Origin of the sequence: Rhizobium rosettiformans (assembly GCF_016806065.1) — a bacterium.
Classification (GTDB): domain Bacteria; phylum Pseudomonadota; class Alphaproteobacteria; order Rhizobiales; family Rhizobiaceae; genus Allorhizobium.
Genome location: NZ_CP032405.1, coordinates 3,081,051 through 3,104,345 on the forward strand (window position 1 = coordinate 3,081,051; position 23,295 = coordinate 3,104,345).

The following is a 23,295-nucleotide window of genomic DNA, read 5'->3' on the forward strand; positions in this document are numbered from 1 at the left end:
TTATCCTTTGCATTCCCGCACGCAAGGGGAGGCGGGTGCGCTCAGTCGTCCAGCTTGTGGGCAACGGCAGCGATGCGTTTCAGAATGGCCACCTGTCGGCTGGCCTGCCGATCGACCTCTACCTGTATGTTATCGTCGCGCGCTGGCGGCACGGTCACGGTATGGCTGCCTGAGCGCAGCGATGTGCGGTTTCTCCCTTGCGCCTTGGCCGTGTAGAGCGCGAGATCGGCTTCCGACAGGAGCTGTTCGAGATCGGCCTTGTGTCGCGGGCTGACCGAGATGCCGACACTCGTCGTCACCGAGATCATCTCCTCGGCAGTTGAAATGGTGCGGTCCGCGAGCGCTAGGCGCACTGTCTCGGCGAACAGAGCCGCATCCCTCGGCTCCGATATCGCCAGCACGGCTGCGAACTCCTCCCCGCCGGTGCGGGCAAAGACCGCCCGTTGCGGCAGCAGCGAGCGGCAGACATCGGCGAATTCCTGCAGGACCCGGTCGCCGATCGAATGCCCGTGCCGGTCGTTGATCTGCTTGAAATGGTCGAGGTCGAAGATCAGCACCCCGAGCGCGTCGAGCGGCGAACTCTCGACCAATCCCTGATAGGCCTCGGCAAAACCGCGTCGGTTGAGCGCCCCGGTCAGCGGATCGGTCCTGACAAGCGTCTGCAACTGCTCCTGCGAGCGATCCATGGTGATCTTGGCGAGAATGATGACCGAGGTGATGAACCCGATCACGGCAATGGTGCCCATCCACACGCCGAAGATATTGTCGGCAAAGCTCTCCGGGCGCTGGAAGAGAACAAAAATGGCATAGGCCAATCCGGCGCAGGCCTGGCTGCCCCAGGTGGCGATCAGGAAGATGCGGTAGCGGTCAGAGCTGAAGCGCGCCCGCGCCGCGATCATCGCAAGCATGGCAAAGCCGATCGACGCGCCGACGTGATAGAGCGAGACCCGCAAAGCGAACTCGTCACGGATGACCGGAACGAGGATGCCGACGAGCCACACCAGCGGCGGCAACCAGACCAGGCGAGGGGTGGGACGGTGGTCGAGCGATGCAAGTCCCTTTGCCCAAAGGCTGAAGCCCAGAAGCGAGATGGCGTTTGCAACCTGGATCGAAAGGGCGTCGGGGATCTGGTCGCGCAGCCCGACAAGGCCGAGCCCGCTTGCATGCAGCAGAAACCCGAGGCCGAACCAGAGGAAATGTTTTTGCTCGCGGCCATGCAGCCAGATGGCCAGAAGCAGAATCGCAAGCGTGTTGGCCTGGATGACCCACAGCAAAAACGCGGTCTTCACGTCGATCACGATACAATTCCTGAAATGAATTCGGCAAACTATCGCCCAAGAATGGCGCAAGCCGGTTAAACAGTCACTATGAAAACCCGCAGGATCTGAGGGTCGTCCCGACGTGACCGGTTGCGAGACTTACCGAAATTTCACCATGTTAGCTGTTTCTTGTGCATCGATGCGTCGCCGTCCCTCCATGGTGGGCTGCGGCGGCCCGGAAACGCAGCTTCTCCAGCGCGGAGCATGCCACGACCATTAAGGATATCCCGTCCTCGTGTCTTGAATGTCGGGGTGCGGACACTCTATGTAGGGATTGACAAAGATTACGTGATTCCCGCCACGGCATGTGCCGGGGAGAGGCTGAAAAGGACCGACATGAGAAATCCCGTTGATACCGCTCTCGCTCTGGTGCCGATGGTCGTCGAACAGACCAATCGTGGCGAGCGCTCCTACGACATCTTCTCCCGCCTGCTGAAGGAACGGATCATCTTTTTGACGGGGCCGGTCGAAGACACCATGGCGTCGCTCGTCTGCGCCCAGCTTCTCTTCCTCGAAGCCGAGAACCCGAAGAAGGAAATCGCCATCTACATCAATTCGCCCGGCGGTGTCGTCACCTCCGGCATGGCGATCTACGACACGATGCAGTTCATCCGTCCGGCCGTGTCAACGCTTTGCATCGGTCAGGCCGCTTCGATGGGCTCGCTGCTTCTCGCAGCCGGTGAGAAGGGCATGCGATTTGCAACGCCGAACTCGCGGATCATGGTTCACCAGCCTTCCGGCGGCTTCCAGGGGCAGGCCTCGGACATCGAGCGCCATGCTCGTGACATCATTAAGATGAAGCGTCGCCTGAACGAGGTCTATGTCAAGCATACGGGCCGTACCTATGACGAAGTGGAAAACACGCTCGATCGCGACCACTTCATGGAATCGAGCGAAGCCAAGGAGTGGGGTCTGATCGACCGCATCCTGACCTCGCGCGCCGAAATGGAAGGCGTGGCTCCGTCGGCCTGACCCTCGTTGCGCATGCCGGTATCGGGTCGATGCCGGCAGACGTGATGGCAACTGGGGTTTAAAGTCGGCGCAAAAGCGCTAATAGTAGGATTAAGGCTATGTTGAATCTTTGTGACATAGTCTGCCGAGACTGAGAGTTTTCGTTGCCGCCGCTCCGACACGGTCGGATCGGCTAGTAGCTCCGGATCGGAAGAGGTTTCCACCAAAGGCGGCGGTGGAAGCCGGACAGTGTGAGTGACCGCCCTGCCGTGACTGCGGTGGCGCGGCGTGCTGGAAGGATAAAGACATGAGCAAAGTCAGCGGAAGCAACGGCGGTGACTCCAAGAATACCCTTTATTGTTCCTTCTGCGGCAAGAGCCAGCACGAGGTCCGCAAGCTGATTGCTGGACCGACGGTGTTCATCTGCGATGAATGCGTCGAACTCTGCATGGACATCATCCGCGAAGAGAACAAGTCTTCGATGGTCAAGTCCCGCGACGGCGTTCCCACGCCGCAGGACATCATCAAGATCCTCGACGAATACGTGATCGGCCAGAAGCAGGCGAAGAAGATCCTGTCGGTGGCCGTGCACAACCACTACAAGCGCCTCTCGCACGCCTCCAAGGGCGGCGAGGTGGAATTGGCGAAGTCGAACATCATGCTCGTCGGCCCGACCGGTTGCGGCAAGACCTATCTTGCACAGACGCTCGCCCGCATCATCGACGTTCCCTTCACCATGGCGGATGCCACCACCCTGACCGAAGCCGGTTATGTCGGTGAAGACGTCGAGAACATCATCCTGAAGCTCCTTCAGTCTGCGGATTACAATGTCGAGCGCGCCCAGCGCGGCATTGTCTATATCGACGAAGTCGACAAGATCTCCCGCAAGTCGGACAACCCCTCGATCACCCGCGACGTGTCGGGCGAGGGCGTCCAGCAGGCGCTTCTGAAGATCATGGAAGGCACGGTTGCCTCCGTTCCTCCGCAGGGTGGCCGCAAGCATCCCCAGCAGGAATTCCTGCAGGTGGATACGACCAACATCCTGTTCATCTGCGGCGGTGCCTTTGCCGGCCTCGACAAGATCATTTCTGCCCGTGGCGAAAAGACCTCGATCGGTTTTGGCGCAACGGTGAAGGCGGAAGACGATCGTCGCGTCGGCGAAGTCCTGCGCGAACTGGAGCCGGAAGACCTGGTCAAGTTCGGCCTCATCCCGGAATTCATCGGTCGTCTGCCGGTTCTGGCAACGCTCGAGGATCTCGATGAGGACGCCCTGATCCAGATCCTGTCGGAGCCGAAGAACGCGCTCGTCAAGCAGTACCAGCGCCTGTTCGAGATGGAAGACGTGGAGTTGACGTTCCACGAGGACGCTCTTCGCGAGATCGCCCGCAAAGCGATCACCCGCAAGACCGGCGCCCGTGGTCTTCGCTCGATCATGGAAAAGATCCTGCTCGACACGATGTTCGAACTGCCGGAACTGGAAGGCGTTCGCGAAGTCGTCATCTCCGACGATGTCGTCAACGGCAATTCCCGCCCGCTCTACATCTATGCCGATCGCCAGGAAGAGAAGGCCAACGCCTCCGCCTGATCGGTTCGGATCGAATGCAGCGAAAAGCCCGCCCTTGTGGCGGGCTTTTCCGTTTCAGGCGATCTTTTTTGGTGCTGCCTGTGGTTATCTCCGGAGCCCTTGTCCATTTACGGTATTCCGCTGTTGTCAGGCCCATCGATTGGGCTAGAACAGGGGTGAGTGAACGCTTGAGTTCTGCGTCGCCGTTACCGCGTATCCGCGTCCCCGATCATCCATGCGACGACCGGCTGCCCCTCGGGCGACGAAGTGACGCGCATGGTTCGCATCAGGTCCGCAATGTAGTGTGAAGGCGGGCAGGTTCTGTCATGCTGATGTCACAGATTCGGCGCGGGCAAAGGCGGCAGGCTTGAATTGGCGGGAGCGCCACTCCACTTGTTGGAGGATCGAAAAATATGCCTGATGCCTCTTTTGGGTCGGCATGGAGTCCCGGTTTCCCCGGGACGTTTGAAAGGAAGTGAAATGACGAATACGTCAGCTGCAAACGAGGTGAACACCTATCCGGTGCTGCCTCTGCGCGACATCGTGGTGTTTCCTCACATGATCGTTCCGCTGTTCGTCGGTCGTGAAAAGTCCATTCGCGCTCTGGAAGAGGTGATGGGCTCCGACAAGCAGATCATGCTGGCCACCCAGATTAACGCAAGCGACGATGATCCGGCGCCGGATGCGATCTACGAGGTTGGCACCGTCGCCAATGTTCTCCAGCTCCTGAAGCTGCCCGACGGCACCGTGAAGGTGCTGATCGAAGGTCGTGCGCGCGCCAAGGTCGAAAGCTATAACGGCCGCGAAGATTATTACGAAGCCAAAGCCAGCATCCTCGCCGAGCCGGCAGAAGATGCGGTCGAGATCGAGGCTCTGTCGCGCTCCGTGGTTTCCGAGTTTGAAAACTACGTCAAGCTGAACAAGAAGATCTCGCCTGAGGTCGTCGGCGCCGCGAGCCAGATCGAGGATTACTCGAAGCTCGCCGATACGGTCGCCTCGCATCTCTCCATCAAGATCACCGAAAAGCAGGAGATGCTGGAAACGGTGAGCGTGAAGACGCGTCTCGAAAAGGCGCTCGGCTTCATGGAAGGCGAGATCTCGGTTCTTCAGGTCGAGAAGCGTATCCGCTCGCGCGTCAAGCGCCAGATGGAGAAGACCCAGCGCGAATACTACCTCAACGAACAGATGAAGGCGATCCAGAAGGAACTCGGCGACGGCGAAGACGGCCGTGACGAGATGGCCGAACTGGAAGAGCGCATCGCCAAGACCAAGCTTTCCAAGGAAGCCAAGGAAAAGGCTGATGCGGAGCTGAAGAAGCTGCGCCACATGAGCCCGATGTCGGCAGAAGCCACCGTCGTGCGCAACTATCTCGACTGGCTGCTCGGTCTGCCCTGGGGCAAGAAGTCCAAGGTCAAGATCGACCTGAACGCGGCGGAGAAGGTTCTCGACGAGGATCATTTCGGCCTCGACAAGGTCAAGGAACGCATCGTCGAATATCTCGCCGTCCAGGCACGCGCGACGAAGCTGAAGGGCCCGATCCTTTGCCTCGTCGGTCCTCCGGGCGTCGGCAAGACCTCGCTTGCCAAGTCGATCGCCAAGGCGACCGGCCGCGAATATGTGCGCATGGCACTTGGTGGCGTGCGTGACGAAGCCGAAATCCGTGGTCACCGCCGCACCTATATCGGCTCGATGCCCGGCAAGATCGTGCAGTCGATGAAGAAGGCCAAGAAGTCCAACCCGCTCTTCCTGCTCGACGAGATCGACAAGATGGGCATGGACTTCCGTGGCGACCCGTCTTCGGCCCTGCTCGAGGTGCTGGATCCGGAACAGAACTCGACCTTCATGGACCACTATCTCGAAGTGGAATATGACCTGTCGAACGTCATGTTCGTGACGACCGCCAACACGCTGAACATCCCGGGTCCTTTGATGGACCGTATGGAGATCATCCGTATTGCCGGTTACACCGAGGATGAGAAGCTTGAGATCGCCAAGCGGCACCTGCTGCCGAAGGCGATCAAGGAACATGCCCTGCGGCCGGAAGAATTCTCCGTTGCCGACTCGGCGATCCTGGCGATCATCCAGCAATACACCCGCGAAGCTGGCGTTCGCTCTTTCGAACGCGAACTGATGAAGCTTGCCCGCAAGGCCATGACCGAAATCATCAAGGGCAAGGTGACCTCGGTCGCCGTGACCGGTGAGAACATCAACGAATATCTGGGCGTCCCGCGCTTCCGCCATGGCGAAGCCGAGGGCGAGGACCAGGTCGGCGTTGTCACGGGATTGGCCTGGACGGAAGTCGGTGGCGAACTGCTGACCATCGAAGGCGTCATGATGCCCGGCAAGGGCCGCATGACGGTGACGGGCAACCTGAAGGAAGTGATGAAGGAATCGATTTCAGCAGCGGCATCATACGTCCGCAGCAGAGCCGTCGATTTTGGCGTCGAACCGCCTCGTTTCGACAAGTCGGACATCCATGTTCACGTTCCGGAAGGCGCAACCCCGAAGGACGGTCCGTCAGCCGGTATCGCCATGGCAACCGCCATCGTCTCGATCATGACCGGCATCCCGGTTTCCAAGGATGTCGCGATGACTGGCGAAGTGACGCTTCGCGGTCGCGTATTGCCGATCGGCGGCCTGAAGGAAAAGCTGCTTGCAGCGCTTCGCGGTGGCATCAAGAAGGTGCTGATCCCGGAAGAGAACGCCAAGGATCTGGCTGACATTCCGGACAACGTGAAGAACAACATGGAGATCATCCCTGTGTCCCGTATGGGCGAGGTTATCCGTCACGCTCTGGTCCGTGTGCCTGAACCGATTGAATGGGACGCAACCGTTGAAACCCCGGCCATCGGCACGGTCGACGGGACCGACGAAACCGGTGCAACGGTCGCTCACTGAGGCAAATCTGCCATAAGTGAGCCACAAAGCTCCAAAACCGACAAAAAGGCTGGCATTTGTGCCAGCCTTTTTTGTGAACAGCCGCTCAAAAGGCTTGTTTTCCGGGGCTTTCGGGTGCTTTTGAGTTGCGAAGGGCAGAAGCTTTCGTATTCTCCGCCCGACTTAATCTTTTGAGTCGTTTCATACCAATCAGAAAGGGTGGAAACATGAACAAGAACGAACTCGTATCCGCGGTCGCCGAGAAGGCTGGCCTCACCAAGGCTGACGCTGCCTCTGCCGTCGATGCCGTTTTTGAAACGGTCCAGGCTGAACTGAAGAACGGCGGCGACATTCGTCTCGCTGGCTTCGGCGCCTTCACCGTCGCCCGTCGCGAAGCCTCCAAGGGCCGCAACCCGTCCACCGGCGCTGAAGTCGATATCCCGGCTCGCAACGTACCGAAGTTCACGGCCGGCAAGGGCCTGAAGGACGCTGTCAACAGCTGATCCGTCGTGACCGTCGCCACCCTTCGGTGCCGATGGTCAGCTGACACCCTGGTTAGCCCGGCCTCTGTGCCGGGCTTTCTTTTTGTCCATCTTGCGCTGCAGCAAAACCTGTCATATTTCTGTTGTGCCGGATGTCCGGCATTCGTTCTCAGGGCGGGGTGAAACTCCCCACCGGCGGTAAGGAGGAAACTCCAAGCCCGCGAGCGCCTGGTCTTCTCTAAGGGAAGGGCAGGGTCAGCAGATCCGGTGTGACTCCGGAGCCGACGGTTAAAGTCCGGATGAAAGAGAATGAGGTCAGGCTGCGCCCTGCATCCGCGTCACGCGGATCTGTTGGGCATTGCTGCGCAGGTCCGTGCCCGTCCGGGCGCGGTTTTTCGTCGTCCTCATCTGTCCTGATTTGTGTTGGTCCTTTGGATAAGGAAACATGACATGAATCAGAGCTCGGTTTCTGTTCTGCGCTCCCGGGCCGTTGTCGGTGCCGGTTTTATGGTTTTGGCTGGCGTCGCCTTTGCCATTCTCAATGTCGTCACCCAGTGGCTCTCGATGACGCTCGGCTTTCCGCCGGCTTCGACGGCCTTCTGGCAATATGGCTTTGCTCTTGTCCTCTCCCTTCCGCTGCTGTTCCGGCTCGGATTGAAGGCGATGAAGACCGCCTATCCGGTCCGCCACATCCTGCGCGTCCTGCTCGCCGCCTTCGGGGTCCAGGCCTGGGTCACCGGATTGGCCACCGTTCCGATATGGCAGGCGATTGCGCTGGTCATGACCTCGCCCTTCTTCATCATCATCGGCGCGCGCCTCTTCCTCGGTGAGACCGTCGGCCGCGATCGCTGGTTCGCAACGCTCACCGGCTTCGTCGGCGCGATGATCATCCTGCAGCCCTGGTCGGACAGTTTCACGCTCGCCGCCCTGTTGCCGGTGCTCTCTGCGCTTCTCTGGGGCGGTTCGTCGCTGATCATGAAAAACCTCACGCACTACGAGGCGCCGGAGACGGTGACCGTTTGGCTCCTCGTGCTGCTGACGCCGATCAACTTCGGCCTTGCTGCAGCATCCGGCTTTGCCATTCCTGAAGGTTCGGCCCTCTGGCTGCTTCTCGCAGCAGGCCTTCTAACAGCCATCGGCCAGTATCTGCTGACGCTTGCGTACAATGCGGCGGACGCGGCCTATGTTCAGCCCTTCGACGACCTGAAACTGCCGCTCAATGTTTTTGCCGGCTGGCTCGTCTTCGGCTACGCACCGAGCGGCTATCTCTGGCTGGGCGCTCTTCTCATCCTCGGCGCATCGCTCTTCCTGATGCTGCGAGAGGCAGGCAAGGAGACAACAGTGGCATCCTGATCGCTTGAATGGGGAAGAGTTCGGAAACTGTCATCCGACTGTCACCGGACTGCCTCAGAACCCTCTTGTTCCATTTCAGGATACTGGAGGTTTCCCGATGACCCATGGTCTCTCCCGCGTCGCCCTCACGGCGGCGCTCTTTGCATCCGTGGCCCTGCCGGCCACGGCCGAACAGGTTTTCAATCGCATCGCCACTTTCCCGGTCGCCACCAACCTGCCGGCCGACAAGGACAAGCTTTCCACCACCTCGGCCGAGATCATCACGGCTTCGGAAGACGGCAATACGCTGATCTATTCCGACAGCCCGTTGGGCGGCATCGGCTTCATTGACATCACCGACGCCAAGGCGCCGAAGGCTGCAGGCGCCCTGATGATGGACGGCGAGCCGACATCGGTTGCGGTTGCCGGCGCCAAGGTTCTCGTCGGCGTCAACACGTCCGAGAGCTTCACCAGCCCGTCCGGCAAGCTCGCCGTCGTTGACATCGCCACCAAGACCGTCGAGGCGACCTGCGACATCAGCGGTCAGCCGGATTCGGTTGCTGTTGCCAAGGACGGATCCTTCGTGGCAATCGCCATCGAGAACGAGCGTGACGAAGACGTCAACGACGGCGCCTTGCCGCAGATGCCGGCCGGTGATCTGGTTATCTTCTCCCTCACAGACGGCGTTGCGGATTGCGGTTCGATCAAGCGCGTGGCCCTGACCGGCCTGGCAGAGATCGCGCCCGAAGATCCGGAGCCTGAATTCGTTGCGATCAACAGCCTCGGCGAGATCGCCGTCACGTTGCAGGAAAACAACCACATCGCCATCGTCGACGGCAAGACCGGCGAAGTGAAGAGCCACTTCTCGGCCGGTACGGTCGATCTGACAGGTATCGACACCAAGTCGGATGGCGCGCTGAAGTTCACCGGCACCAAGGACGGCGTTCCGCGCGAGCCCGACGCCGTGAAGTGGCTCGACGACGACAGGCTGGTCATCGCCAATGAAGGCGACTGGAACGGCGGTTCACGCGGGTTCACCATTTTCGACAAGACTGGCAAGGTCGCTTACGAATCGGGTGCCTCGCTCGAAATGGCGATCGCCCAGATCGGTCACTTTCCCGACAAGCGTGCCCGCTCCAAGGGCGTCGAGCCGGAGGGCCTGGAAGCCGCGACCTTTGGCGACCAGAACTACTTCTTCGTGCTCGCCGAGCGCGCCTCGGTGGTTGGCGTCTACAAGGACACCGGTGCCGAGCCTGAACTTACGCAGCTTCTGCCGTCTGGCGTGTCACCGGAAGGCGCCGTTGCCATTCCCTCACGCAACCTTCTGGCCACCGCCAACGAGGTTGATCTGGGCGAAGACGGCGGCCCCCGCTCGCATGTCATGCTCTACGAACTGGCTGAAGGCACGCCGGCCTATCCGATGATCCAGTCGGCCATGGTCGATGGGGCTCCGATCGGTTGGGGCGCGCTTTCCGGTCTCGTCGGTGATGCCGAAAAGGCTGGCACCCTTTATGCCGTCAATGACAGCTTCTACGCCATGCAGCCGACGATCTTCACGATCGACGCAACGCAGAAGCCTGCCGTCATCACCACGGCCCTGCCGATCACCCGTGGTGGTGCTGCAGCTCAGAAGCTCGACCTCGAAGGCATTACGCTCGACGGCAAGGGCGGCTTTTGGGTCGCCTCCGAAGGCGATCCGGCCAAGCTCGTCGGGCACGGCCTCTACAATGTCGATGCCAAGGGAGAGATCAAGGCTGAGGTCGGCTTCCCGGTCGAACTCCTCGCCGGCCAGACCCGCTTCGGTCTCGAAGGCATCACCAGCGTGGGCACCGGCGACGACATGACGCTCTGGATGGCGGTTCAGCGCGAATGGGGCGATGACGAGAAGGGCTCGGTCAAGCTCCTCTCCTACAACCCGAAGTCCAAGGAATGGGGCGCCGTTCGTTATCCGCTCGAAAAGGCGGATGCCGGCTGGGTCGGTCTTTCCGAAATCACTGCCCATGGCGACCATGTCTACATCGTCGAGCGCGACAACCAGGTGGGTGACAACGCAAAGCTCAAGAAGCTCTACCGCGTTGCCATCGCCGACCTGAAGCCCGCCAAACTCGGCGAAGAACTTCCGACTGTCGTCAAGGAAGAAGTCCACGACTTCATCCCCGATCTGAAGGCCGCCACCAATGGCTATGTCGTCGACAAGCTCGAAGGCTTCGCCTTCGACGCAGCCGGCAAGGCCTTCGCCGTGACCGACAACGACGGCGTGGAGGACTCCTCTGGCGAGACCCTGTTCTGGGAAGTGAACCTTCAGGGCACCAACTGATCGAAGGATCGGGCCAGCTGAAACAGAAGAGGCCGGGTGATCGCTCACCCGGCCTCTTTTCTTGTCTATGTCGGCCACTTACCAGCGATGGTGCACATGTGGCGCGATCAGCCGCTCATAGACCTCGCGGGACGCCGCCATGACATCGGTAGACAGGGCTGGAAGATCAGACGCCGCAGCATTCGCCTTGGCCTGCTCGCCATTGCGCGCGCCGGGGATGACGACCGTTACGGCCTCGTGCATGAGGATCCAGCGGAGTGCGAACTGCGCCATGGAAGCACCCGCCGGCACCAGCTTGCGAACTTCCTCGACGGCTGCAAGGCCCGTCTCGAACGGCACGCCCGCAAAGGTCTCGCCCACATCGAAGGCTTCGCCATTGCGGTTGAAGTTGCGATGGTCTTCGGCGGCAAACTGCGTGGCCGCCGTGATCTTGCCCGAAAGCAGACCGCTTGCCAGCGGGACGCGCGCGATGACGGCCACGTTGCGGCGCTTGGCTTCCTGGAAGAAGAGGGCGGCCGGGCGCTGGCGGAACATGTTGAAGATGATCTGCACCGAGACGACTCCCGGATATTCGATCGCCTTCAGCGCTTCCTCGACCTTTTCGACCGACACGCCGTAATGCTTGATCTTCCCAGCCTTGCGGATCTCTTCCAGCCCCTCGAACATCTCCTGACGGTAGTAGACATCGGTCGGCGGGCAGTGCAGCTGCACGAGGTCGAGGCTGTCGATGTCTAGGTTCTTCAAGGAACGGTCGATGAAGGCCTCGATATTCGCCTTGGTGTAACCATCCGCCACATGCGGGTTGAGCCTCCGACCGGCCTTGGATGCCACCATCGGCCGCGCGCCGCCGCGCGCCTTGAGCACCTCGGCAATGATCTTTTCCGAGCGACCGTCGCCATAGACGTCTGCCGTATCGATGAAGGTCATGCCGGCATCGAGGGCGGCATTGAGCGCTGCACGGCCGTCGGCCTCCGATACTTCTCCCCAGGATCCGCCGATCTGCCAGGCGCCAAAGCCGATATCGCTGACGGTGAATTCCGTCCGGCCGAATTTATGTTCTCGCATCGTGATGTCTCTCCCGTGATTGCGGTTTCGAGCTAGCAAGTGGGGCAGGGGGTGGCAAGCTTCAACCGCTCGGATGTCTTGAAGTGATCCGCTTCGGCCCCGGATCCGAATTGCATCGCAGGAAGCGAGAGACACCAATGCCGAAGATGATCCGCAAGGGCGATCTGCCCCAGAAGACCTGTCCCGTCTGCCGCAAGCCCTTTGCTTGGCGCAAAAAGTGGGAGCGGGACTGGGACGATGTCATCTACTGTTCGGAGCGCTGCCGTCGGACAGGCAAAACCGTTGCCGCCGACAAGCCGTAGACCTTTCCAGAGAGTTCAGTGATCGGATCCCCATGACAGACCAGGCCCCGTCGTCGAAGCGCCTTGCTTTCTACGCGCTTCCCGCAATACCGATGGCCGCCATTGCGCTGCCCTTCTACATCGTGGTGCCGACCTTCTACGCCGATCACTTCGCCCTGTCGCTCGCGACCATCGGCACGCTGCTGCTTGCCATCCGGCTGGTCGATGCGATCACCGATCCCCTGTTCGGCTGGCTGTCCGACCGTGTCCGCTCCCGCTATGGCCGCCGCCGCTTCTTCTTCGTTGTCTCCACGCCGCTGACGGCACTGGCCGCCTTCATGCTCTTCTGGCCGCCGGCAGATGCCGGTGTCGGCTATCTCGCCTTCTGGGGCGTGGCGCTCTCGATCGGCGCCACCTGGTCGCTCTTGCCCTACACCGCCTGGGGTGCGGAGCTCGCGACCGGTTATCAGGCGCGGGTCAAGCTGTCGGCCTGGCGCGAGGGCGCCACCCTGATCGGCTCGCTGATCGCGATCACCCTGCCATTCGTCGGCGGCTTGGACACGGCAGCCGGCTTTCACGGCCTTGCCTGGGTTGCCGTCTTCATTGCCATCGCGCTACCGCTCGCGGGCTTGCTGGCGGTGGCCGTGGTGCCGGAACCGGTCGATCTCTCGCAACGCAAGCTCTCTCTGCGGGAAGGCTTCCGCCATCTGCGCGCCAACGGTCCCTTCCTGCGACTGGTCAGCGCCTTCCTCTTGAACAGCTTCGCGAATGCGATCCCCGCCTCGCTCTTCATCTATTTCGTCGGCCAGCGTCTCGATGCGCCCGCCATGCAGGGGCCGCTGCTCTTCACCTATTTCCTCTGCGCCATCGCCGGCGTTCCGCTGGCGGTTGCCACCGCCAAGCGCCTCGGCAAGCATCGCGCCTGGTGCTACGCGATGATGCTCGCCTGTGCCGTCTTCTCGGTGGCCGGCTTTCTGCGGGAGGGCGATGTGCTCGCCTTCACCGTCGTCTGTGTCGTCACCGGCCTGCTGCTCGGCTTCGATCTCACCCTTCCGCCCGCGATCCAGGCCGATGTGATCGACAACGACACGGTTTCATCCGGTGAGCAGCGCTCCGGCCTCTACTTCGCCGCCTGGAGCTTCACGACAAAGCTTGCAGTGGCACTCTCCGCCGGCGTTGTCTTTCCGCTCCTCGATCTCGCCGGCTTCATCGGCAGCCAGACGGCCAGCCAGTCCCCGGAGGCGCTTACGGCGCTTTCCGCCCTCTACGCCTTCTTGCCGATCCTTCCCAAGCTCGCAGCCATCGCGCTCATGTGGAACTTCTCCCTCGACGAGGCGGCCCATCGGAAATTGCGCGCAAGCCTCGGCGCTTGAAACAGAGCGATTCGCCACCCGAGCACCCGTCACTGCGGCCATGCGACCGGCTGTCATCCAGTCGTCGTGTCTTTCGGTCAAATGTGACGGCGTGAAGTTCAAGCGCGATTCTCTTCGGGAAGGGTCACGGATGCGCATTGTGATGATCGGTTCGGGATATGTGGGGCTTGTCTCCGGGGCTTGCCTCGCGGCGCTGGGTCATGACGTGGTCTGCGTCGACAAGAGCCGCGACAAGATCGAGGCACTGCAGGCGGGCAGGGTGCCGATCTACGAGCCCGGTCTGGAGATCATCATCGCCGACAATTGTGCCGCCGGTCGCCTGAGCTTCTCCGGCGATCTCGTGGGACCGGTGGCTGCAGCCGATGCCGTCTTCATCGCGGTCGGCACGCCGTCGCGTCTCGTCGATGGTCACGCCGACCTCAGCCATGTCTACGCCGCCGCCCGCGAGATTGCTGCCGCTGCCACCGGTTTCACCGTTGTGGTCACCAAGTCCACCGTGCCCGTCGGCACGGGTGACGAGATCGAACGCATCTTCCGGGAAGAATTCCCGCAAAAGGACATCGCTGTCGTCTCCAATCCCGAATTCCTGCGGGAAGGTGCGGCCATTTCCGATTTCCGCCGCCCTGATAGGATCGTGGTGGGCTCGGATGACGAACGCTCCACCGAGCTCATGCGCGACATCTATGAGGCCCTCGATCTCAAGGAGATGCCGCTCTATTTCTGCGAGCGCCGTACAGCCGAACTGATCAAATACGCCTCCAACGCCTTTCTCGCGATGAAGATCACCTTCATCAACGAAATGGCCGATCTATGCGAGGAGCTCGGCGCCGACGTGCAGAAGGTCGCCAAGGGCATGGGCATGGATCGCCGCATCGGCGACAAGTTCCTCCAGGCCGGTCCTGGCTTCGGCGGATCCTGCTTCCCGAAGGACACACTGGCGCTGGTGAAGACGGCCCAGGATTACGACCGGCCCTTGAAGCTGATCGAGACAACGGTCGCGATCAACGAAAACCGTAAGCGGGCCATGGGCCGCCGGGTGATTGCCGCCTGTGACGGCAGCGTGCGTGGCAAGCGAATCGGTGTCCTCGGCCTGACCTTCAAGCCCAACACCGACGACATGCGCGAGGCGCCCTCGATCGCCATCATCAGAACCCTGCTCGATGGCGGTGCGAATGTGCATGTCTACGACCCCGCAGGGATGGAGGCGGCGAGGGCAGTTCTTGGCGCGGTCAAATACCGGCGCAACGCCTACGAGGTCGCAGAGGGTGCGGACGCCGTCGTTCTCGTGACCGAATGGGATCAGTTCAAGTCGCTGGATCTGCCGCGTCTGAAAGATCTGATGAAATCGCCTGTCGTGGTCGATCTGCGCAATGTCTTCGACGAAGACGAGATGATCGGCCATGGCTTCCAGCTCGTGCCGCTCGGCAAGCGTCCCCGCTCGGCCTATCCGGCGCGCACCCTTTTCCATGCCTTTCAGCCCGAACTGGCCTGGAACCCACTGCTCTGGAGCGACGAGACACCGACGGGCCAGCTCGCCTGACCTCTGACCGACCTTCGAGGTTTTCCGGCCGGACTTGACTTTGCCCGCCGTTCGTCGCTGTGCTGGCCTGTAACCGAGGCAGCATACAGGTCGATGCATGGGCGTGAACGAGACGGGCGGCATGGATGCCGACAATGGCAAGGGCGAGGGAGCACGCACCCGCGGCTCCGGCTCCGAATCGGTCTACAAGGCGCTGCGCCACGAAATCCTGACCATGGAGCGCGCACCCGGCAGCCCGCTCGATGAGACGCGCCTGTCTGAACATTTCGGCATGTCCCGCACCCCGATTCGCGAAGCGCTTCTGCGGCTGACCTCGGACGGCCTGGTGACCAGCCTTCCCAACCGCAACACGATCGTCGCAGTCATCGATTTCTCCAGCCTGCCGACCTATTTCGAAGCGCTCTGCCTGATGTACCGCGTGACGACCCGTGGCGCCGCAAAGCGTTCCGGCGATGCCTGGATGGCCGAGATTGTCAGGCAGCAGCAGGCCTTTTCCCGTGCCGTCGAGGCCCAGGACGCCTTCGCCATGATCGAGGCTAACAGGGAATTCCACGTCGCGATCGCCGAGCGCGCCGGCAATCCCTATTACACCACCTTCTTCGCCCGGCTCCTCGACGAGGGGCGGCGCATTCTCCGGCTCTATTATCAGACCTTCGATGATCGCTTGCCGCGTCGCTATGTCGAGGAGCACGAGAAGATCATCGAGGCGATCCGCGCAGGCGATGTCGAGGAGGCCGATCGGCTGTCCGTCGCCCATGCCGACCAGATCGTCCGCCAGATCCAGGATTACGTGGCCCGCAACATCGCCGCTGCCGCCGAACTTCCCGACATCTGACCCCCGCTCCCATTTCAGCGGACTCTGAAACACGCGCCTTGATTTTGTCGACAAACTGTATACTGTGATTTCACCACTTCAACAGGAGCATCCTATGACCACCGGCTGGCACGGCGTTTTCCCCGCCGCAACGACTCAATTCCATGAAGATCTCTCCGTCGATATCGACGCCACCCAGCGCGTGCTTGACGCCCTCGTCAACGACGGCGTCAATGGCCTGATCGTCATGGGCACCTGCGGCGAGAACAACTCGCTCGATCCGGAAGAAAAGCGCACCATCCTGAAGGCCGCCGTCGAGGTGGTGAACGGTCGCGTGCCGATCGTGACGGGCGTGTCGGAATTCGACACCCGCCGCGCCTCCGCCTATGCCCGCGATGCGGAAAAGATCGGCGCCGACGGCCTGATGCTCTTGCCGGCCATGGTCTATGTGCCGAAGCCGCATGAACTTGTCGCCCATTTCAAGACCGTTGCCGAAGCGACCGGCCTGCCGATCATGCTCTACAACAACCCGCCGGCCTACCGCGTCAACATCGGCGCGGAAGTGCTGGAAGCGCTCGACGGCGTGAAGAACATCAAGGCCGTCAAGGAAAGCGCGCCCGATCCGCGCCGCTTCACCGACCTGATCAACGCCTTCGGTGACCGCTACGACATCTTCGCCGGCCTCGACGACGTGGCGCTCGAAGGCCTGATGCTCGGCGCCAAGGGCTGGGTCTCCGGCCTCACCAGTGCCTTCCCGGCCGAATCGGTGGCCCTGGTCGCTGCCGCCGACCGTGGCGACTGGATGGAAGCCCGCCGCATCTACCGCTGGTTCATGCCGCTTCTGCATCTCGACGCCGAACACGACCTCGTCCAGTCGATCAAGCTCGCCGAACAGATCATGGGCCGCGGTTCCGAACGCGTCCGCATGCCGCGCATGCCGCTGGAAGGCGCCCGCCGCGCCGAGGTCACGGCGATGGTTGAGAAGGCTGCAGCGACAAGGCCTGTTGGCGGGAAGTAAGGTTGCAGAGGCATTGATGTGGCTAAGGCCCGTCGGAGCGATCCGGCGGGCTTTTCAGACTGCCATCAGCACCAAGCTAAGCTGAGCCCTTAGGCAGATCGAACATAGTTTTAATGTGTAACGCTGTAACGCTCAGATTTTTGTGGCTAGCCAAGCCAACACGATGCCTATGAGTGCTTGGATCGCGGTCGATGCCGCTTCATCGCCAACCTTTTTGCTGAACCACGTGAGCGAAGGGATTAGTAAGCGCTTGATGAGGGAGGCATCTGCCTGCTCTGCTTTCAACAGGGCCTTGCCGGCTTCAAGTTCTGCGAGCCTTTGACTTGCCTCGGGGCCTTCGGCCAGCAATGAGTTGTCACCTCTCAGAACCTCAATTTGGTCGCGGAGCGCGCGGTCAAGCGATTTAAAGTCAGGCGCCACATGGTCGATTTGAATGATCGAGGATGCTGGCTCTTTCCACGGATCGAGTTGGACAAGGATGCTGTTCCCCTTCTCGTCCACAATATTATTTCCATGCTCATCGCCAAGGGGGAAGGCGTTGGCTTCATCTATCAGTTCATAAAGATCTGCTGCTCGTTCGCTCGCGATTTCTTCTGCTCTCTCGAGGCCGGGGCCGGAAAGCGCATAGGAGCCGCCCCCGCTTAGATACGTCTGGCCCGTCAGAAACCCGCTATCACGCAGATCCTTTGCAGCGCTCATCACCCAAGAGGAGCTATGCCGTTCCTCGATTTTCTTTGCTGCGTCTAGCGGGTTCAAGAACTTGCTGGTCTCGCCATTAGCTAGAACGGCGAGACTTAGCAGGAGTTCGTCCTTAAATTCCTTGTAGGAAATTCGGTCGACCATATACAGCCTCACGTGTTGCTTTCAGTTGATCGAGCGTCGTTGAGTGGACGCAGATGCGTCCGCCCATTAGAATTTCAGATAGTTAGTTTGGGGCTGATGTGGTGCGCCAGTTACTCGATTTTACGATGTCGCAATACTGCTCAAAGGCTGCAACGCTCTGCTCGCTGCGCTCACCAGCATAAAACTCCGCTATTCGGTCCGGTCGAACCTCAGATCGATCCTTGGCAAGGTCACAGTTGAATATATCTATCTGTTTTGCAGGCGCGCGACTCTTCTCCTCGTTAAGATGGAAGCCGCTCCCGATCAGATTTTCACGAAGCTCGTTGTAGGCAACCGATAGCGCATGGATATCCGGCCCGGACAAGCTAATGTCATCCATATACACAGAGCGGGTTATCGTGGAATCAAGTTGCCGCAAAAATGTCGTCACCGGAGATAGCGAAAGGACTAGCGTTGCCAAGATTGGAGACTGAACGAAACCGTAGGGAAGGACATAGCCACCGCCCTGATAAGGATTCTTCACGGTGGACCATTTGGCGTAATGTTCTGGAAACGCAACGCCGATCTCTTTCAACGCGCGTTTCACTCGGTTTCTCTGGATGGTGTAGAAGAAGCGAGTGATGTCCACTCGGCAAAAGAATTCGTTCTGCCTGTGATCGTGTAGGGCCTTTATGTGGGCGCCTTCTTGAAAATGAGACATAAATGGATCGAAAGAATAGGCGGCTTCTACTTTAGCCTTTACCTCTTTCCCGATTGCCCGGCCCACGTCCGACGGACAGAAAACGTGTTTCCCATTGCTAACGTAAGAATATTCAAAATTGTGAAACGCGCTTACCATTGTAGTTGACAACCTTGCTGATCAGATCAATAGCGGCGCTCGCATTCTTCATGAGAAGATACGAGATCGTAAGGATCATCACAGCAAGGTTGGTGCGTTTGGATTTTTTGTTCATCGCAAAAGCCCTCCATGCTAGCCCCGGCAACCAGCAACTCTATTCACACAGAGCCGTCAACTGAGAGAATATCCTGTCAAGGTATTCCCGAAGCCAGGCATCAGGTCACATGAAGCGATCCCAATGTAGGCCACGCGAGTGCGGTTATCGCCGGACGCACTGCATATATAAGTTTTGTCAGCAGAAAATGCAACCAAGTCCGCCGTTGTTGTTCGTTCTGCTACTCCGGCCAGATGTTGATTTTAAATGGCCTTTAAAGACTCACCCCTGCCAAAACTTTTAAGTGGCCCCGTTGGTGATCATCATGACTGCCTCGTCGCATCTTTGACGTTCCGGTCGTGAAGCTCGAGATTGCCTGGCCCCACCCACTAGTTGGCCCGGTCGCCCTATCAAGCTTCTTTGCGTCTACGGCTTCGATGTACTTCAAACTTATCGGCAAGCTCAAAGGCTCTCAGCGTCTGATCAGACGCAACGGCTTCGCCGGGAAAAGCAATCATATGGGGTCGCGAGGCAGAGCCTAGATAGTATGGGAATGACGTGGCATTCATTGTGTTCATTCGGTAGCTGGAGAGTGCCGGCCGTCGATAAACCAGTGGCCGCCGCCATCTTTGCGGACGCGAGCCAGAACCAACTGCCCAAGGTACAAGAGATTGAGGAGGAAAAATGGTGGGCGATGAGAGACTCGAACTCCCGACATCTTCGGTGTAAACGAAGCGCTCTACCAACTGAGCTAATCGCCCGTACGCTTGGCGGATCATGTCTGCCGCGTCGGTGGCCGTGATCTATGCGGATCGCGGAAAATCCGCAAGAGTGTTTGTGCAGATTTTTTGTTTTTTTGTCATGCGGTCGATCGGGCCTTGTGGAAAACTGAGCAGAATCCTTGTTTTGCGCCTGCGGCGCGTTGTCGCGAGCAGCGAGCTTCCGATGACCCCGGGGGAGGGGCGGGGGAAAAAATCGGGCCGTCACGGTTTTGTCTCAGATGCTGCTTGACACCTCCAGATGAACCCCGTAGAGAGCCGCTCATCGAACGGCAAGCCGCTCGACGGGGATCGCCTTGAACCCCGATTTGGAAATGCGCGGGTGTAGCTCAGTTGGTTAGAGTGCCGGCCTGTCACGCCGGAGGTCGCGGGTTCGAGCCCCGTCACTCGCGCCATTCCAAAGACTTCAGGGCATGCTGCTTCGGGCAGCGAAGACATGGGGCCAACCCATGAAATGCGCGGGTGTAGCTCAGTCGGTTAGAGTGCCGGCCTGTCACGCCGGAGGTCGCGGGTTCGAGCCCCGTCACTCGCGCCACTTCTTTCTCCGGATCACGTTCTCATCCAGTTCGCCTTTGCCAGCACGCTAAGCCTGCGTCTTTTTGCACTGCACGCGCGATTGCGCGAGACAGGCATTTTACCCGCTGGTAAGGTGCTCTCCGGTATCGGGTGAAAAGGCTTTGGTTGGACTTGCGCTGGCTGGCTGCCTGCGCTAACCACGGCGCGTTGCAACTCTCTTTACGGCTTGTCGACTCCGCCCTAGATGCCTCATGGCATGCGAGACAAGCAGGGTGATATGATGACTGAACTGCTCGGTTCTTACCTTCCGATCGCCATCTTCATCGGCATATCCTTGATCATCGGTATTGCGCTTCTGGTGGCGCCCTTTGCCGTTGCCTACAAGGCGCCCGATTCGGAGAAGCTGTCGGCCTACGAGTGCGGCTTCAATGCGTTCGACGATGCCCGCATGAAGTTCGACATCCGGTTCTACCTGGTGTCGATCCTCTTCATCATCTTCGACCTCGAAGTCGCCTTCCTGTTCCCCTGGGCAGTATCTTTCGGTGAGATCGGCTGGTTCGGCTTCTGGTCGATGATGGTTTTCCTCGGTGTTCTCACCGTCGGCTTTATCTATGAATGGAAGAAGGGGGCGCTCGAATGGGAGTGATCCAATCCGACGCCACGCTGGTGGCGCCTCAGGCCAAGGGCATCATTGACCCGAACACGGGCAAGCCCATCGGCAGCGACGACCGTTTCTTCGGCGAGATCAGCAACGAGCTCGCCGACAAGGGCTTTCTCGTCACCTCTACCGACGAGCTGATCAACTGGGCCCGTACCGGCTCGCTGATGTGGATGACCTTCGGTCTGGCCTGCTGCGCCGTCGAAATGATGCAGCTGTCGATGCCGCGTTACGATGCGGAGCGTTTCGGCTTTGCGCCGCGCGCTTCGCCGCGCCAGTCCGACGTCATGATCGTTGCCGGCACGCTGACCAACAAGATGGCGCCCGCACTCCGCAAGGTCTACGACCAGATGCCGGAGCCGCGTTACGTGATCTCGATGGGCTCCTGCGCCAACGGCGGCGGCTACTATCATTATTCCTATTCCGTCGTGCGCGGCTGCGATCGCGTCGTGCCGGTCGATATCTACGTGCCGGGCTGTCCCCCCACGGCAGAAGCTCTGCTCTACGGCGTGATGCTCCTGCAGAAGAAGATCCGGCGCACGGGCACGATCGAGCGGTAAGGCGAAGGGACTGAAAACATGAGTGAAGCCCTGAACGAGCTCGCTTCCTACCTCGCAGAGGTCCGTGGTGCGCTGATTTCGTCGAGCGACATCAGCTTCGGCGAACTGACGCTGACGGCGAAGTCGGAAAACCTGATCCCGCTTCTGACCTTCCTGCGTGATGACGTCCAGTGTGGCTTCGTCAACCTGATCGACATCTGCGGCGTCGACTACCCGAAGCGCGAAGACCGCTTCGATGTGGTCTACCACCTGCTGTCGCCGCGTCAGAACCTGCGCATCCGCATCAAGGTCGCAACCGGCGAGTTCAAGCCGGTCCCGTCGGCCTGCCCGGTTTTCCCCGGTGCCGACTGGTTCGAGCGCGAAGCCTGGGATATGTACGGCATTCTCTTCACCGATCACCCGGATCTGCGCCGCATCCTGACGGATTATGGTTTTGAAGGCCATCCGCTGCGCAAGGACTTTCCCACGACCGGTTTCGTCGAGGTTCGCTACGACGATAGCGCCAAGCGCGTCGTCTACGAGCCCGTTGAGCTCAAGCAGGAATTCCGCAATTTCGACTTCCTCTCGCCCTGGGAAGGCACGGATTACGTGCTGCCCGGCGATGAAAAAGCGGCCAAGTGAGCGGAAGGGCAGAGACCATGACTGAACACAACGTCCGCAACTTCAACATCAACTTCGGCCCGCAGCACCCGGCGGCGCACGGCGTTCTTCGCCTCGTTCTGGAATTGGATGGGGAAATCGTCGAGCGCGTCGATCCGCATATCGGCCTGCTTCATCGCGGCACCGAAAAGCTGATCGAAACCAAGACCTATCTGCAGGCGCTGCCCTATTTCGATCGCCTCGACTATGTCGCGCCGATGAACCAGGAGCATGCCTATTCGCTGGCCGTCGAAAAGCTCCTCGACATCCAGATTCCGATCCGTGGTCAGCTGATCCGCGTTCTCTATTCTGAAATCGGTCGTATCCTCTCGCACCTCCTCAACGTCACCACGCAGGCCATGGACGTCGGCGCGCTGACGCCGCCGCTCTGGGGCTTCGAAGAGCGCGAAAAGCTGATGGTGTTCTATGAGCGCGCCTCTGGCGCCCGCATGCACGCAGCTTATGTCCGTCCGGGTGGCGTGCACCAGGATCTGCCGCATCAGCTGGTCGAGGATATCGGCAAGTGGTGTGACCAGTTCCCGGAAAAGCTCGATGACATCGACGACCTTTTGACCGGCAACCGCATCTTCAAGCAGCGCAACGTCGACATCGGCGTCGTCAGCCTCGATGATTGCTGGGCCTGGGGCTTCTCTGGCGTCATGGTCCGCGGTTCGGGCGCTGCCTGGGACCTGCGCAAGTCGCAGCCCTACGAGTGCTATTCCGATCTCGACTTCGACATCATGGTCGGCAAGAACGGCGACTGCTATGACCGTTACCTGATCCGCATGTTCGAAATGCGCGAGTCGGTGAAGATCATGAAGCAGTGCGTCAACCGCCTGCTGGGTGATGCGAAGACCGGCCCGGTCTCGTCGCTGGACGGCAAGGTCGTTCCGCCGAAGCGCGGCGAGATGAAGCGCTCGATGGAAGGCCTGATCCACCACTTCAAGCTCTACACCGAAGGCTATCACGTGCCGGCCGGTGAGGTTTATGCTGCCGTCGAAGCCCCGAAGGGCGAGTTTGGCGTGTTCCTCGTCTCCGACGGCACCAACAAGCCGTATCGCTGCAAGATCCGCGCCCCGGGTTATGCGCATCTGCAGGCCATGGATTTCCTGTGCCGCGGCCACCAGTTGGCCGACGTCTCGGCGATCCTCGGCTCGCTCGACATCGTGTTCGGGGAAGTAGACCGCTGATGCTGAGAGCCCTCGCAACCGTGCTGATCTGTCTCGGCGCCACCCAGGCGGTGGCCCAGGAGAACAGAGCTGTATCGTCGAGGGATTCAGTACCGATGGCCAAGCTGATCCAGGATGGATACGAGATCAAGAGCTCCAGTTGGACCGGCTCGAAGCTCTTCGTATTCCTTCAGAAAGACAATTCGGCCTATGCCTGCGAATTCGCCAATGTGACGAATACGCGGTGTGGTTCCATAAACTGAGAC

20 protein-coding genes, 3 tRNA genes and 1 riboswitch are annotated in these 23,295 nt (G+C 60.1%); of the genes, 18 read left to right on the forward strand and 5 right to left on the reverse strand.

What is annotated here, in order from left to right; all coding sequences use genetic code 11:
* Positions 1-41: 41 nt before the first annotated feature.
* Positions 42-1,298: a GGDEF domain-containing protein gene (locus D4A92_RS15055; RefSeq protein ID WP_203014906.1), complete on the reverse strand. Its 1,257-nt coding sequence runs from the start codon at positions 1,296-1,298 to the stop codon at positions 42-44.
* Between the two features lie 357 nt (positions 1,299-1,655).
* On the opposite strand from D4A92_RS15055, the gene D4A92_RS15060 reads away from it, so the two are divergent.
* From D4A92_RS15060 to D4A92_RS15085, 6 genes are all read left to right on the forward strand, one after another.
* The gene (locus D4A92_RS15060) at positions 1,656-2,291 is read left to right on the forward strand and encodes an ATP-dependent Clp protease proteolytic subunit (RefSeq protein ID WP_166602103.1); all 636 of its coding nucleotides are present in this window, start codon (positions 1,656-1,658) and stop codon (positions 2,289-2,291) included.
* Positions 2,292-2,577: 286 nt separating this feature from the next.
* Positions 2,578-3,855, forward strand: a complete 1,278-nt coding sequence (gene clpX / locus D4A92_RS15065) for an ATP-dependent Clp protease ATP-binding subunit ClpX (RefSeq protein ID WP_203014909.1) — start codon at positions 2,578-2,580, stop codon at positions 3,853-3,855.
* 459 nt (positions 3,856-4,314) lie between these two features.
* Entirely contained in the window at positions 4,315-6,732 is a 2,418-nt protein-coding gene (lon, locus tag D4A92_RS15070) for an endopeptidase La (protein WP_203014912.1), read from the forward strand.
* Positions 6,733-6,938: 206 nt separating this feature from the next.
* Complete coding sequence (hupB, locus tag D4A92_RS15075) at positions 6,939-7,214, forward strand: DNA-binding protein HupB (RefSeq protein WP_006727558.1); 276 nt, start codon at positions 6,939-6,941, stop codon at positions 7,212-7,214.
* 140 nt (positions 7,215-7,354) lie between these two features.
* Positions 7,355-7,508: riboswitch (FMN riboswitch) on the forward strand.
* 135 nt (positions 7,509-7,643) lie between these two features.
* Complete coding sequence (locus tag D4A92_RS15080; RefSeq protein WP_203014915.1) at positions 7,644-8,546, forward strand: DMT family transporter; 903 nt, start codon at positions 7,644-7,646, stop codon at positions 8,544-8,546.
* A 97-nt stretch (positions 8,547-8,643) separates the two neighbouring features.
* Positions 8,644-10,842, forward strand: coding sequence for an esterase-like activity of phytase family protein (locus tag D4A92_RS15085; protein ID WP_203014918.1), 2,199 nt, complete (start codon positions 8,644-8,646; stop codon positions 10,840-10,842).
* A 78-nt stretch (positions 10,843-10,920) separates the two neighbouring features.
* On the opposite strand, the gene D4A92_RS15090 is transcribed toward D4A92_RS15085, so the two are convergent.
* Positions 10,921-11,907, reverse strand: a complete 987-nt coding sequence (locus tag D4A92_RS15090; RefSeq protein ID WP_203014920.1) for an aldo/keto reductase — start codon at positions 11,905-11,907, stop codon at positions 10,921-10,923.
* A gap of 137 nt (positions 11,908-12,044) precedes the next feature.
* On the opposite strand from D4A92_RS15090, the gene D4A92_RS15095 reads away from it, so the two are divergent.
* From D4A92_RS15095 to D4A92_RS15115, 5 genes are all read left to right on the forward strand, one after another.
* Entirely contained in the window at positions 12,045-12,209 is a 165-nt protein-coding gene (locus D4A92_RS15095; RefSeq protein ID WP_203014923.1) for a DUF2256 domain-containing protein, read from the forward strand.
* Between the two features lie 32 nt (positions 12,210-12,241).
* Positions 12,242-13,561, forward strand: coding sequence for an MFS transporter (locus D4A92_RS15100; protein ID WP_203014925.1), 1,320 nt, complete (start codon positions 12,242-12,244; stop codon positions 13,559-13,561).
* Positions 13,562-13,691: 130 nt separating this feature from the next.
* The gene (locus tag D4A92_RS15105; protein WP_203014928.1) at positions 13,692-15,101 is read left to right on the forward strand and encodes a UDP-glucose dehydrogenase family protein; all 1,410 of its coding nucleotides are present in this window, start codon (positions 13,692-13,694) and stop codon (positions 15,099-15,101) included.
* A 97-nt stretch (positions 15,102-15,198) separates the two neighbouring features.
* A complete protein-coding gene (locus D4A92_RS15110) occupies positions 15,199-15,936 on the forward strand; it encodes a GntR family transcriptional regulator (protein WP_203014930.1) in 738 nt (245 codons plus the stop codon).
* Positions 15,937-16,030: 94 nt separating this feature from the next.
* Complete coding sequence (locus tag D4A92_RS15115; protein ID WP_076395740.1) at positions 16,031-16,933, forward strand: dihydrodipicolinate synthase family protein; 903 nt, start codon at positions 16,031-16,033, stop codon at positions 16,931-16,933.
* 132 nt (positions 16,934-17,065) lie between these two features.
* Here D4A92_RS15115 and D4A92_RS15120 read toward each other — a convergent pair whose 3' ends face one another.
* The 3 genes from D4A92_RS15120 to D4A92_RS15130 all read right to left on the reverse strand — a co-directional run bounded on the left by D4A92_RS15120 (position 17,066) and on the right by D4A92_RS15130 (position 19,469).
* Positions 17,066-17,776 (reverse strand): hypothetical protein, encoded by a 711-nt coding sequence (locus D4A92_RS15120; protein ID WP_203014933.1) that lies wholly within the window; start codon positions 17,774-17,776, stop codon positions 17,066-17,068.
* An 82-nt stretch (positions 17,777-17,858) separates the two neighbouring features.
* Positions 17,859-18,614: a reverse transcriptase domain-containing protein gene (locus D4A92_RS15125; RefSeq protein ID WP_203014936.1), complete on the reverse strand. Its 756-nt coding sequence runs from the start codon at positions 18,612-18,614 to the stop codon at positions 17,859-17,861.
* Between the two features lie 779 nt (positions 18,615-19,393).
* A tRNA-Val gene (locus D4A92_RS15130) sits at positions 19,394-19,469 on the reverse strand.
* 336 nt (positions 19,470-19,805) lie between these two features.
* Here D4A92_RS15130 and D4A92_RS15135 point away from each other — a divergent pair.
* The 7 genes from D4A92_RS15135 to D4A92_RS15165 all read left to right on the forward strand — a co-directional run bounded on the left by D4A92_RS15135 (position 19,806) and on the right by D4A92_RS15165 (position 23,292).
* A tRNA-Asp gene (locus D4A92_RS15135) sits at positions 19,806-19,882 on the forward strand.
* A 63-nt stretch (positions 19,883-19,945) separates the two neighbouring features.
* Positions 19,946-20,022 (forward strand) — tRNA-Asp (locus tag D4A92_RS15140).
* Positions 20,023-20,283: 261 nt separating this feature from the next.
* On the forward strand, positions 20,284-20,649 hold the full coding sequence (locus D4A92_RS15145) for an NADH-quinone oxidoreductase subunit A (RefSeq protein ID WP_006727567.1): 366 nt from the start codon (positions 20,284-20,286) through the stop codon (positions 20,647-20,649).
* The gene (locus tag D4A92_RS15150; protein WP_203014939.1) at positions 20,640-21,221 is read left to right on the forward strand and encodes a NuoB/complex I 20 kDa subunit family protein; all 582 of its coding nucleotides are present in this window, start codon (positions 20,640-20,642) and stop codon (positions 21,219-21,221) included. The genes D4A92_RS15145 and D4A92_RS15150 overlap by 10 nt, the downstream gene beginning before the upstream one ends.
* 18 nt (positions 21,222-21,239) lie before the next feature.
* Complete coding sequence (locus D4A92_RS15155; protein WP_203014941.1) at positions 21,240-21,842, forward strand: NADH-quinone oxidoreductase subunit C; 603 nt, start codon at positions 21,240-21,242, stop codon at positions 21,840-21,842.
* 17 nt (positions 21,843-21,859) lie between these two features.
* A complete protein-coding gene (locus tag D4A92_RS15160; RefSeq protein WP_203014951.1) occupies positions 21,860-23,050 on the forward strand; it encodes an NADH-quinone oxidoreductase subunit D in 1,191 nt (396 codons plus the stop codon).
* Entirely contained in the window at positions 23,050-23,292 is a 243-nt protein-coding gene (locus tag D4A92_RS15165; protein ID WP_203014953.1) for a hypothetical protein, read from the forward strand. The genes D4A92_RS15160 and D4A92_RS15165 overlap by 1 nt, the downstream gene beginning before the upstream one ends.
* Positions 23,293-23,295 lie beyond the last annotated feature (3 nt).